We start from the raw sequence: 12,505 nt of genomic DNA on the forward strand, positions 1-12,505 counted from the left end.
AACTCAATGCAGATTTTTTGAAGCGGGCACGCGTCCGATGCCTTGCGGCAACAGCGAAGCCAGCCAGCTTACCCCAGCGGTAAGCAGGTTAAACAACCGACGTAACTGCGGCGGACCATATTCCGCCAGGCGCAGATAACCTTTAAAGCCGAGGATCATGATGTCGGCCAGACTCTGCACTGGCTTATCCTCCGGAAAACCGTCCTGCCACAGTGCCCAGGTATCGGCACGGGCGAAGGTGCACTGGATAAAATCAATCTGTTGCTGGGTAGTCAGCTGATGCAGACGGACACCCGCCCGACGGCCAAAGACACGCTGAACCTGGCACGGAAAGCTGAACTCCTGCTGTCCACGACGCAGCAGCAGCCAGACTTTTTCATTCTCCCGCAGCGCATCCGGTTCGCGCATCTCCAGCCCCACACCGCCGTCAGAGTAGTCTCGCAGCGTACAGGGCAGCATATGACCATCTTCACGTGCGATGGCTGCGGGCATGGCAATCTCTACCCGATGCGCCTCGCGGATCTGTCGTGCTTCAACCGACACCGCCACCGCGCCACCGAGAATAATCATGTTGTAGATCACCCAAATCAGGCTCACGCATACCGTCAGTATCTCGTTTGCCGGGCCATGCTGTATGCGCCAGAACGCCATCAGCACACCCGCCAGATTGAGCAGCACCAGCAGCATATAGGGCTTGGTGATCACCCAGTCCAGATGCTGCTCCTCGACCAGTCCACCTTTGGCGGTAACGTTAAACTTGCCTTTGTGGGGATTGAACAGCGCTACGGTGGTAGGACGGGCGATATACCAGGCCAGCACCGTCTCGTAGACTTCGCTCCAGAAAGAGTGACGCCAGCGCCCCTGGATACGCGAGTTGGTGAGGCTGGTATGCAGCATGTGAGGTAAGACATAAATAGCGATTGCCAGCGCAGGCGCGTAGATGATGTAGGCATGGCAGAGCAAAAAGGCCAGCGGCGCCAGCAGGAAGACCAGCCTTGGAATGCCGGACAGGAAGTGCAGCATGGCGTTGGCATAACAGAGCCGCTGCACCCACTTCAGCCCTTTACCAAACAGCGGGTTGTCCAGGCGGAAGATCTGCACCATGCCGCGTGCCCAGCGGATACGCTGCCCGATATGCGCTGACAGGCTTTCGGTTGCCAGTCCGGCCGCCTGAGGAATGCGGATGTAGGCCGAGGTGTAGCCACGCCGGTGCAGACGCAGCGAGGTATGGGCATCTTCAGTGACGGTTTCTACGGCAATACCGCCAATCTCTTCCAGCGCGGTGCGACGCAGAATGGCGCAGGAACCGCAGAAGAAGGTGGCGTCCCAGGTATCATTACCGTCCTGCACCAGCCCGTAAAACAGCGACCCCTCATTCGGCGTACGGCGAAACCGCCCGAGATTTCGCTCAAACGGATCGGGTGAAAAGAAGTGATGCGGCGTCTGCAGCATCGCCAGCCGGGGATCCTTGATAAACCAGCCCATGGCCATCTGTAAAAATGAGCGTGTCGGCACATGGTCGCAGTCAAAGATCGAGACGAAGTCGCTGCGGCAGTACTTTTTCAGCGCGTGGTTGATGTTGCCCGCCTTGGCATGTTCGTTAGAGGGACGCACGACATAGTTGATGCCCACGCTGGCAGCAAAGTCGCGAAATTCCGGTCGGTTGCCGTCGTCGAGCAGATAGATAGTCAGACGGTCTTTCGGCCAGTCGATGCCCAGCGCAGCATAGAGCGTCGGTCTGACAACGCTGAGCGGTTCGTTATAGGTCGGCACCAGCAGGTCCACCGATGGCCACTGCGAACGGTCCGCCGGCATAGAAACCGGCTGGCGGTTAAGCGGCCAGAGCGTCTGGAAATAGCCCAGTACCAGCACCACCCAGGCGTAGGTCTCTGCTGCAATCAGCAGCAGACCAAAGATCAGGCTCAGCGGATCGTCCCAGTTCAGCGTCGAGGTATAGCGCCACCAGAGGTATCGGCACGACACGGTCAGCGACAGCACGATGAGCATCATCGTGGGGAAACGCCCCGGTATGCGCCGTACCAGCATCGCCAGCCCCCAGAGCAGTACGACAAAAATAAACTGGGTCATCAGACCAAAGGGCTGGCTGATACAGAGCAGTGCCAGCAGTGAGGCAAAGAGGGCAACGACGCCGAAAAGGCTGCGTCGCATCAGCGGTGAAAGGCGCTTCAGCCGCTGTTCGAGACGCTTGTCAATGCTGTGGGTTTGCGAGCGGGCGATAAGATTATCCAGCCAGCGATAACCGTGGTGTCGCCAGCCAGTCAGCACGCTCAGGCGATTAACGCCGTTGCGCCCGCCTGCACCCGGTAGCCGGATCACAATCAGCCACAGTGTCTGAATCAGATAACGCAAAATATCCAGCGGACGCGGACGCTCCGGAGAAATGTGCGGATAAAGGCGACGGCGCTGTTGAATAACACGTTGCCAGGCCGGGCTTTCGAAACGGAGCAGCATCAGCCCCAGAACAGACCAGAACAGTTGGAGTGCACTGGCGAAGCGGGATGCGCCATGACCTCGCGCGGTGGTATAGCCGCTGTGCAGCGATTGCCACGCGGGAGCAGTCAACAGCCAGCGCAACGGGTTCACGACTTCACCCCATTCAGATTGAGCAGCAGCCAGTTTGCCAGCGTGATGATCTCTTCGCTGACTAACGCATGTGGCCGATATTCACCAACCGGCTGCTTCATCATCAGCGCTTCAGCCAGCGCCTCATCGCGGTGGATCAGCAGCGGTATCAGCTCTGTCAGCGAAGCCATCCAGAGCTGATGGAGGTCCTGCTGCAGACGGCTGTTGGCATTGAACTGATTGATTATAAAGCGGGTACGCGCCGGAAAATGGCGCTGGCTCAGACGTAAATGACAATTCGCATCTGGCTGAGTGACGCACAGTATACCGTCCAGTGCCGGATAGAGCGTTTCGTGCCACGGCAGGGGATCGGCGGGCAGATCGAAAATAATCCACTGATAGCGCGCCTGCAGGTCCGGCAATGCCTGGAGCAGCGGCGCGGCCACCGCTTCATTCTGGTGGGCAATAGTCAACGCATGCTGATGAGAAAGCACACCATGTGGAAGCAAATCAGGTCCATTGGGATAGTGAAGCGCGGCATGCTGCCACTCCTCGTCATCGCACAGCGCCTGCATCCAGCCACTCTCCTGCTGAGCGGGCAGATTAAAATGCACGCCGAGCTGACTGACCGGCGAGCCGTCGATCAGTAAGACCCGCTCGCCGAGGGTCGCGAGCGCCCAGCCGAGTCCGGCACAAAGAGAGGTTGTGCCAACGCCGCCCCGCACGCCCTGAAGCGCTATGAGCGGCATCAGTCAGATTGCTCAGGCTGGCTGGGGAGCGTTTCCGCTAACAGCGGCCAGCGCGACACGATCTCTTTCAGGCGCTCTTCACGTGCAATGTCGACATAGCAAAAAGAGTGCAAAGAAAAGGCATCACGCAAAGCGCTAATATCATCCTGACGATCGCCAGCAGTGGCGACAGGGGTATAAAGATTTTGGTTTTTCATTACTTTTCGCCAAAAATAAAACAATGTCAGACTCAGAATGATCGCCTGCGCGTAAAAAAGGGCGTTGAAAAAAATTTCCTGAAACGCGGCATTTGCAGAACATTGTGAGCCAGCCTGTCATTAACAATGTTCAAATTTCTCAGGTTACATCCAGGCCTGTCTATAATAAGCTAGCCTGGACTGGAAAAATAACGAATTCAATATGAAAAATTCTTTTTCGCTAGGGCTGTTGCATGTTCAGCCTGAATTAACGTCATTGCAAACCCCTGGCTGCTATTGGGTCACTTGTGCACGGCAGGATGACGCCCGCACTTTTATTCGACAGGTGATTTCACATCAGCAGGCCGTCACGCTGATCAGCGCTGATCAGCCGCCGCGTGATTTACTAACGCCCGACCCGGTCGGCGGTCCTGACCGTATCCCGCTGTTTTCACTTCCCAAAAGCAAACGGAGTCTGTTGCAGCTGGAAAGTGATTTTCTGCGCACGCTCGGCAGTAAAAACGGCCTGGTGATATTTAACAGCAGCGCAGCGCAATGGGATAAGCTCGATGACGCCGAACTAACGCAGTGGATAAAGGGTATGCGCCACACGCTGCATAAAAGAAAACTCACACTGTTAATCGTGACTTCCGGCTCCACCATAATAAACCTGAGTAATAATCTTCAGCGTTATTTTCGTCAGCTGGATGGCGTGGCGCATTTAGGCTTCCAGCATGATAGCTGGCAGTATCGAATTAACTGGTGGTATGCCGCAGAACGCCTGCTGGCCGATCGTGCAATACGTCTGGGCTGTGAAGAAGATCGTTTCTTTACGTTAAATGAAAACCAGGAACCGCTGAGCCTTAATGACGAGCAGCATTATCTTGCGGACAAAATCGTGCTTGAGGGCGCACCGCCCCTTTCACGCCAGTGGCAACTCTTCGATGATAATGAGCAGGTCTGGTTACGGGCTCAACAGGCCAATGCCGCAACGGTTATTTTCAGCCTGACCCGAAGCGATCTTATCAACGAACTGGCAAAGTTTGTACACAGCCTGCGACGCGGACGTGGCAACGGCCTGAAAATTGTGGTGCGCGAGATGGGTGCCAGCCTGCGTTACAGCGACGAGCGTCTGCTGCTGGCCTGCGGTGTAAACGTTATTGTGCCGACCAATGCGCCAATGTCGCGGTTTCTGACCACGCTGGAAGGCGTTCAGGGACAGGTGTTTAACCGTCGCGTTCCCGCCAGTCTTGAGGCGTTAACCGCGTCGTTGCAGCCTCTGCATGAAAAAGGCTACCTGCGGCTTGACGCCTTCTGCCAGTCAGTCAGCCAGTTGATCAGTAACACTTTGCTGCCGGAAAATGATAAGGGCCTGCTGGTGGCGTTGCGACCAGTGCCACAGCTTAAACCGCAGCAGATCCTGACACTTTGTAAGCCGCGTCGCTTTGGCGACCTGGTCACGGTACTGGAAGATCGCGTCATTCTGTTTCTCTCCTCCTGCCGCTATAACGATCTTGATAAAGCATTGAAATATATATTTTCACTGCCTCACGACGAGCTGTTTGCAAACCGAATGGTCTGGTTCGAGGATAATCAGATTCTTGCGGAAGTCAGCAATATTAAGAAACTGACACCTATGGCGATTCAGGATCTGACGCCGGTATCAGAGACAACACGTGCCACCGTTGAGCGCCGGTATGAAGCACAGGAACGCTCAGCTCCCCTGCCCATCACTTTACTGCCGGAGAATGAATCCCGATGAACCTGATGGATTGGGTACAGATTGCGCTGCTGGTCGTTGTTATTTTGCTGATTTTAAAGCCGGTCTGGCATCAGTGGCTGCCGCGTCGCTGGAACGGCCTGCTGAATCGGCTGTTGCCTGCTCGCGCGCTGAAGTCTGAAGGTCACTGGCAGCGTCAATCTCCAAAAACGGATGCAAAAATTAATGAAAAATGATCAACCCGCTGCGGCCCACTCTTCCCGTTTGTGGTCCTGCTGGCGCGGACTGGGCGGCTGGAACTTCTACTATTTAGTCAAATTTGCCCTGCTGTGGTACGGCTACCTCAACTTTCATGCTTTGAGCAATCTGGTGTTTCTCGCCTGGCTGCTCTTCCCGCTGCCGTCGGTACGCCTGCATCGCCTGCGCCACTGGGTCTCGATCCCTGTTGGCTTCGCGCTGTTCTGGCATGATACCTGGCTGCCGGGACTCAGCAGCATTCTCAGCCAGGGCGATCAGCTGGCGGGCTTCTCGGGTGCTTACCTGCTCGATCTGGCTGACCGTTTTATCAACTGGCAAATGGTGGGTGCCCTGTTTGTCCTGCTGGTGCTCTATCTGTTTATTTCGCAGTGGGTTCGCATCACCGTGCTGGTTTCACTGATGCTGATCTGGCTCAACGTGCTGACCATTGCGGGTCCAGCGATGTCGCTGCTGCCGACCCGCGCGACGACTCCGCAGGTGGTGCTGAATCAGACACCGGCTGCTGCCAGCCAGGCGGCGGCTGTGCCGGATGGGCTCGATCAGTCAGCCGCGCCCACCAGCGCCAGCCTGACCGCCTGGCTCAGCCGTTTTTATGAGAGTGAGCGCAAGCGCGTTACGCATTTCCCTGACAGCCTGCCGGCCGATTCGCAGCCGTTCGACATCCTGGTGATCAACATCTGTTCACTCGCCTGGTCCGACATGGATGCCTCCCAGCTGCGTAATCATCCGCTGTGGCAGCATTTCGATATCATGCTGACCAACTATAACTCCGCCACCAGTTACAGCGGACCGGCGGGGATTCGTCTGCTGCGTGCCAGCTGCGGTCAGACTTCGCACAGCGAACTCTACAAACCCACCGATTCACGCTGTTATCTGTTCGATAATCTGGCGAAGCTGGGCTTTAAAGAGCAGCTGATGATGGATCACACCGGCGTGTTCGGTAACTATCTCAAGGAACTGCGCGAGGGCGGCGATATTCAGGCACCGCTGATGTCGCAGGCGGGCATTGCCCCGGAGCTGACCTCATTCGACGGCTCGCCGGTGCTTAACGATGCCCAGCTGATGGGGCGCTGGCTCGACGATCGCAGCAAGAGCAGCGATGCACGCAGCGCCACCTTCTACAACCTGATCCCGCTGCACGACGGCACCCGTGAACTGGGCAGCACCCAGACTGCCCCGTGGAAGCCGCGCGCTCAGTTGCTGTTTGATCAAATCGACGCCTTCCTCACCCAGCTGGAGAAGTCGGGCCGCCGGGTGATGGTGCTGGTGGTGCCGGAGCATGGCGCTGCACTTGAGGGCGATAAGATGCAGATGTCAGGCCTGCGGGATATTCCCAGCCCTGCCATTACGCATGTGCCGGTGGGGATCAAGTTTGTCGGCATGAAGGCCCCGCATCAGGGACAGCCTCTCAATATTGATGCGCCAACCAGCCTGCTGGCGATTTCAGAAATTGTGTCGCGGGTGGTGGATGGACAGGTATTTAATGCGCCGAATGTGAATATGTCGGTATTGACCGACAAGCTGCCGCAGACGCCGGTGGTGTCGGAAAACGACGGTGCGGTGGTGATGATGTATCAGGGCAAGCCCTGGATCAGGCTCAACGGCGGCGACTGGGTGCCCTATCCGCAGTGACGCATTACCGTTGGATAGCAGAAGTGTGTGTCAGGCGCAGCTCAGCGCCTGACACACCGGGTTATCAGCCCCAGAACGGCGGCCAGCGCCGTCGTTCTGGGATTGATCAGCGCTTCTCCTGAAATGCCTGCCAGGTCAGCAGTTGCAGGCTGGCAGAGAAGTAGTTCTGATCGGCAGCCAGTGAATCGCTCAGATAGCCGGTCTCATTCAGCGTCAGGTCACGTACCGCCAGCAGACCGCCCTCAAGGTGGTAAGGGGCTGGTGCATTCGCCAGCACATCAAACCAGGCGGGGGTCAGCATGCGGCTGTAACCCTGCCAGACGCGCTGAAACGGCACCAGCGCCAGACTATGCGGATCGTACCACCAGATGTTCAGCGGCACGCGAATCGCGTCGTAGCTGAAGCGGTTTGAATAGCCGACAGCCGGCGCAACCGACCCATCCGCATTCAGCGCGACCCAGTCCAGTGGCAGGCCGGTTTTACCAAAGCTCAGCTTACCCAGCAGATTAAAGCCATCGTTAATCAGCTTATCCCAGACCTGCAGATGACTGCGCTCGCCAAACTCACGCCACGCCTGAAACAGGAAATAGGAAGGGTTAAGCACCACATAGCTGGTTTTATTGAAGCCCTGAGCGCCCGGCAGCAGGACGGTATGGCCGCCGAAGCTCGTGACATCCAGCTTGATGATCGCGCGCTGAATGCGGTCAGACTCCTGCTGATAGCTCTCCACCTGCCATTTCTGTGCGGCGCGCTGTAGCGCCCATGCCAGCAGCACATCGCCATCCGAGGCGTTATTTTTGTCGGCAACCGGGTTGTCACTGCCCGGCACATAGCGCCAGTAGAAGAGATCGGTCTGCGGATTACGCAGCTGAGTGCGTGTCCACTGCCACAGCCGATCGAAGGTGGCGCGATCGTTGTTGGCCACCGCCAGCATCATGCCATACCCCTGACCTTCGGTGTGACTGACATTGTTATTGGCGGTATCCGTGATCCGTCCTTCGGCAGTCAGAAAACGACTTTTAAAGGTATCCCAGCCGCTGGCATTGGCCTGCGCGCTGCAGGCCAGCAGTAAAACAGAGCAGATCCAGCCCATCCAGAATGGCTTACGTTTCATTTCTGATCCTATTGATATCGATAGTGCAGCGTGCTGCCATCGTTGAGTTCAAGCGTCACCGGCACCATTCTGCTGCCGCCCTGGCCCTGCAACCAGCCTGAAAAAAGCCCGGCGATGACCGCACCAAACGCCGCCTGCCAGTCAGCCGGAGAATGGCGATTGTCGCCTGCCGGCAAGGCGTGATACGCAATCATCAGCGCCTTCTCTTCCGGCTGAAGCTGCACAAAGCCCCAGTTAAACCGCGCCAGTTGCAGGTTGGCCTCGCGCTCCAGATCCTGCACGGTGCGCGACGCTGGCAAAGGATAGCGGGTCGCCAGCGATTCACCCATCCTGTAGAGAAAGGCTTCAGCTTCCTGCTGACCGGCGTTGGCGATCATCCCGTCAATCAGCACGCTGACCAGGTCAAACCAGCCCGGCTGATAAGGATGTGATACCCCCGAATGCTCACTCATTACTTCTCTCCGAACAGGTAACGGACATAGAGCCGGGCGCTGCTTTCGTTGTAGTCACCAAACGTGTCATAACCCAGCTGGCCGCCAATCGTCACATCTTTATTGAGTTTGTAGTCCGCCCCAGCGTGCAGGTTATAGCCGATGCCGTTTTTACTGCCGCCAGAGTAGTACGCGTCTTTCACGCTGCCGCTGGCAGCAAGAGATTCCAGCTCTGACTGCAGGCTGGCATCCGCCGGGAAGTACGCGCTCTTATCCTGACTGTAATTCTGATAACCGGCGGCACCGCCGATATTGACGTTTAAATCGTCAAATTTACGGGTGAACTCTATCGGGAACGAGACCGATGCGTAGTTCTGCGGGCTGAAGTAGCCGCCCTGCCCATAGCTGAAGTAGCTGAGGTTTTTTGAGAAGTCCATCCACGCCAGACTCATGCCCACTTTCAGCTCGCGGTCGTCACTGTGGAACGGACGAACATATGCTCCGGCAGTCGCCTGCAGATTGTTGTTGCTGGCGACATTTTCACCAAGATAGCTGTAAGCGCCGCCGCCAGCGTAGAAGCCCGCATCGCCATTATCGTAGCTTAACAGGGCGTTCGCGCCGTTCTTCGTGACGCGTCCCCAGCGTTTGCCGCTGGTTTTATCTTCTGCGCCGACATAAGAGAGCAGACTGTCGGTAATCGCGCGACGCTCACCGGTCAGGATCAGCGTCAGGAAGTCGGTGAGCTTCGGTGACCACTGCACACCCCCGACCAGCGTACTGAGATCCTGGCCCAGCGGCGTACTGCCGATATCCACTTTGTAGCTGTCGCCCTTCAGCGCCAGATTCAGCTCTACGCCAGAAGCGGTCTGCGAATCGGTGGTCGCGTTGGGCAGGTCATTCACCGTCGCGCCGCCTGCGGCCACAACGCGACCCTGGCTCAGCGCATTGGTGCCGAAACGACGCCAGGCATCGGCGGCGCCACTGCCCGCCGTGAGTGAAACCGGCGTAGCGGTAAAGTCGAGGCGCGCTGTTTCAAACGGCACGGTGGAGAAGGTCAGCGGCGCTTTGGCTTCCGTCAGTTTGCTCAGGCCCGACTCGCCGTCGCGCCCGCGCACCTGTACCATGCCCTGACTCCAGGTGCCAGTTTTCTCCTGCAGCGAATCCATCATGGTGTCGACGTCATGCAGAGTTTGTGACTGCTGAGAAACGGTTTTACTGCCCGCTGCCAGTTCATCCTGCGTTGACACGCCCGCAGTAGCCGCCGCGGGTGCCGCCTGCCACGGTAGCACGGTGCCGTAGCTGGACGGTGAGCGTCCCACTGGCGAAGTGGTACGGTTGATAAACGGATTAACCGCCAGCGCCAGACCGCCCACGGCCGGCACGCTGTCAGGTTGCGCGCCCTGCAGGCCAGTCAGCTGCCCGCGCGCGGAACGCAGATACACCATCGCCTGCGAAAGGTTGCCATTGGCTTCGGCGACACGTGCCAGCAACAGCAGACGATCCGGCGTCTGCATGGTGGTGTTAAGGCCGCGGCTCAGCTCGTTAGCACGCGGCACATTGTTCTGCGCCAGCGCAATGTTGATAGCCCCGACACGCGCATCCTGGGTCGGCGTATCCTGGGTCATCAGGTAGTCATAGACAACGCCCGCATCCCGGTTCATCTTGCCGTCCTGATAGAGACGGGCCATCGCGAACATCAGATCGCGGTTCTGCGGATCCTGCTGCAGCGCGCCAATCAGCTTGTCATAGGCCACCGCGTACTGCCGCTGCTGCCGCAGGCGATCCACTTCGTTAATCAGATAACCGTTGCGGATACCGGCGAGCTGCGTCGGGGTACTGCGCGCCTGCAGCTCCGGGTTGCTAAGGAAGCGCTGCGCTTCACTGCCGAGGCCCGCCTGATTCAGCACCGCCATCTGCGCGGCATAATCGCCCGCATTGCCCTGCACGCCACGCTGCAGGTTCGTCCGCACCACCGACACCGCGCTGGTGAGATCGCCCGCCTGAGCCAGTTTCTGCGCCAGATTTCCGGCATCCACCGGATTAGCGGGCGGCGTGACCGTGAGCGCTCTCAGAGTATTGGCGGCGGCGGCCGTCGCGCCCTGCGCCAGGTACTGATCGGCAGTGCTCATCTGCAGATTGAAATTCACCCGCTGCGCCAGCTCACGCATCGCCGCCGTCTGTGCGTTCGCGGGAATGCGCGCCAGCAACGCGCTGGCCTGCTGCCAGCCACCGCTTTCGCTGGCGTTAAGTGCACCGGCATACAGCTCACTGGTGCTGGCCCCGTTGCGCATCACCGGCTGCATCACATTGGCCGCCAGCAGCGTATCGCCCTGCTGACGATAGAGCCGGGCTAAATCGAGCCGCAGCCAGCCATCAGAAGGATAGCGCTGAATGCCCTGCTGCAGCGTCGCGATGGCAGCGGCGTTGTTACTGGCCGCCAGCTGACGCCTGGCCTGCTGACGCAGCGCATCGGCTTCATTGGCGCGAGGTGTGACGCTCTGACGAACGCTGTCCGGCAGTGCCCCCAGCAGCGTGCTGGCTTCGGCACTGCGATTCTGCTGACGCAAAACGTAGAACAGCCCTTCTTTGGCGCTGCGGTTATCCGCATCACTTTGCAGAATGGTGCGATAGATCTGCTCCGCCTGCTCAGGCTGACTGGTGCGGCGCAGCACGTCGGCGCGGAACAGCCTGGCGGCCAGCCCTTTTTCACCGTCAGCCTGGACCAGCGGTTCGCTTAAGGTCAGCGCCTGCGCGCTGTCGCCGTTTTTCAGCGCCTGCTGCGCGCTGGCCAGCTGCGCATAAAAGCGGGCATCGTCGGCCTGCTGCTGACGCGAGGAACCCTGATCGCCGCCCTGCTGAGCAGAGCGCTGCAGATAATCAGCCGCTTCCTGATAACGTCCGGCTCGCTGGGCCACATAGCCCATGCCCGCTAACGCATCGGCATCCTGGGGATTGGCTCCCAGCACTTTTTCAAAGCTGGACTGCGCTCCGCCGACGTCTCCGCTGTTCAGCGCGCTGAATCCGGCTCCTTTTTCTGCGCCACCGACATTTTTACGGTAGTAGTCGATGACGGCAGAGTCCTGCGGATGACGCTGCTGCCAGGTCTGATAGAGTGCCGCGTCTGACGGCTGCGGACCGAGCCACAGCAGCGCCTGGCGCAGTGAACGATCGGCATCCTGATTACCACTCGCCAGCGAACTCAGCACCTCAATGCCTTCGCGACGGGTTGGTTCCTGCCAGGTCAGCGCCTTACCCAGCGCCAGCCGTGCGCCGGTGTCCTGCGGATGCTGCGATGCAAACTGCCGCAGCGCCTCAACCGCCTGCGGCAGCAGCGTACGGTCACCCGCCATCGTAAGATAATATTCTGCCGCAACGCTCGGTGGCGGCTCATTACCGCTGAAGGTATTGCGCCAGGTCTGTAACGCCGCCGGAATGTTGCCGCTGCGCGCCTGCTGACGCGCCAGCGAAAGCTGCGCCTGTGGAATGGTCTGCATCTGGCGCGCATTATCCAGCTCGCTCAGGTGCGGATCGCTGGGGGAGACCTGGCTGAGATGGGCGCGATACTGCGCAGCGGCAGCCGTGTCGCCGCCCTGCTGTGAATAGAGGGCCAGCAGATAAAGCGCCTGGGTATTGCCGGGTTCGACCATCAGCACCTTTTGCAGCGAGGCTTTCGCCAGGTCGTCATGCGCTTTCTGATGCCAGTAGGAGGCCTGATCGAACAGGGCCTGCAACGCAGGATTGCCGCTTTCCGCCGCCAGCAGCGGCGGTGACAGGGCCAGCGCGCTGCCCAGCATCAACACATGGCGGATACCGGCACTTAACAGATTTTTTTTCATTATTAT

Annotated in this window: 9 protein-coding genes; 3 read left to right on the forward strand and 6 right to left on the reverse strand. The window is 58.6% G+C overall.

Features of this window, described 5'->3' with window-relative positions; genetic code table 11:
* Nucleotides 1-3: 3 nt before the first annotated feature.
* Genes bcsA through bcsR form a run of 3 tightly spaced genes read right to left on the reverse strand, consistent with a single transcriptional unit; the run spans nucleotide 4 to nucleotide 3,529 of the window.
* Complete coding sequence (bcsA, locus tag QSK07_RS19580) at nucleotides 4-2,604, reverse strand: UDP-forming cellulose synthase catalytic subunit (protein ID WP_285722461.1); 2,601 nt, start codon at nucleotides 2,602-2,604, stop codon at nucleotides 4-6.
* Nucleotides 2,601-3,332, reverse strand: coding sequence for a cellulose biosynthesis protein BcsQ (gene bcsQ, locus QSK07_RS19585; protein WP_098051883.1), 732 nt, complete (start codon nucleotides 3,330-3,332; stop codon nucleotides 2,601-2,603). Before bcsQ ends, bcsA begins: the two co-directional genes overlap by 4 nt.
* Nucleotides 3,332-3,529, reverse strand: a complete 198-nt coding sequence (bcsR, locus tag QSK07_RS19590; RefSeq protein WP_285722464.1) for a cellulose biosynthesis protein BcsR — start codon at nucleotides 3,527-3,529, stop codon at nucleotides 3,332-3,334. The genes bcsQ and bcsR overlap by 1 nt, the downstream gene beginning before the upstream one ends.
* A 202-nt stretch (nucleotides 3,530-3,731) precedes the next feature.
* On the opposite strand from bcsR, the gene bcsE reads away from it, so the two are divergent.
* Genes bcsE through bcsG form a run of 3 tightly spaced genes read left to right on the forward strand, consistent with a single transcriptional unit; the run spans nucleotide 3,732 to nucleotide 7,118 of the window.
* Nucleotides 3,732-5,270, forward strand: a complete 1,539-nt coding sequence (gene bcsE, locus QSK07_RS19595; RefSeq protein ID WP_285722466.1) for a cellulose biosynthesis protein BcsE — start codon at nucleotides 3,732-3,734, stop codon at nucleotides 5,268-5,270.
* The gene (bcsF, locus tag QSK07_RS19600; RefSeq protein ID WP_098051885.1) at nucleotides 5,267-5,464 is read left to right on the forward strand and encodes a cellulose biosynthesis protein BcsF; all 198 of its coding nucleotides are present in this window, start codon (nucleotides 5,267-5,269) and stop codon (nucleotides 5,462-5,464) included. Before bcsE ends, bcsF begins: the two co-directional genes overlap by 4 nt.
* The gene (gene bcsG / locus QSK07_RS19605; RefSeq protein ID WP_285722469.1) at nucleotides 5,454-7,118 is read left to right on the forward strand and encodes a cellulose biosynthesis protein BcsG; all 1,665 of its coding nucleotides are present in this window, start codon (nucleotides 5,454-5,456) and stop codon (nucleotides 7,116-7,118) included. The genes bcsF and bcsG overlap by 11 nt, the downstream gene beginning before the upstream one ends.
* 106 nt (nucleotides 7,119-7,224) lie before the next feature.
* On the opposite strand, the gene QSK07_RS19610 is transcribed toward bcsG, so the two are convergent.
* From QSK07_RS19610 to QSK07_RS19620, 3 genes are read right to left on the reverse strand one after another with little or no spacing between them, the layout of a single operon-like run.
* Nucleotides 7,225-8,232 carry a family 8 glycosyl hydrolase gene (locus QSK07_RS19610; RefSeq protein ID WP_285722471.1) on the reverse strand — a complete coding sequence of 336 codons (1,008 nt, stop codon included), beginning with the start codon at nucleotides 8,230-8,232 and terminating at the stop codon, nucleotides 7,225-7,227.
* Between the two features lie 8 nt (nucleotides 8,233-8,240).
* A complete protein-coding gene (bcsD, locus tag QSK07_RS19615) occupies nucleotides 8,241-8,684 on the reverse strand; it encodes a cellulose biosynthesis protein BcsD (protein ID WP_275222171.1) in 444 nt (147 codons plus the stop codon).
* Entirely contained in the window at nucleotides 8,684-12,499 is a 3,816-nt protein-coding gene (locus tag QSK07_RS19620) for a cellulose biosynthesis protein BcsC (RefSeq protein WP_285722473.1), read from the reverse strand. Before QSK07_RS19620 ends, bcsD begins: the two co-directional genes overlap by 1 nt.
* Nucleotides 12,500-12,505: the final 6 nt, after the last annotated feature.

The sequence above is a fragment of the Pantoea sp. QMID4 genome (assembly GCF_030270445.1).
GTDB lineage: Bacteria > Pseudomonadota > Gammaproteobacteria > Enterobacterales > Enterobacteriaceae > Pantoea > Pantoea vagans.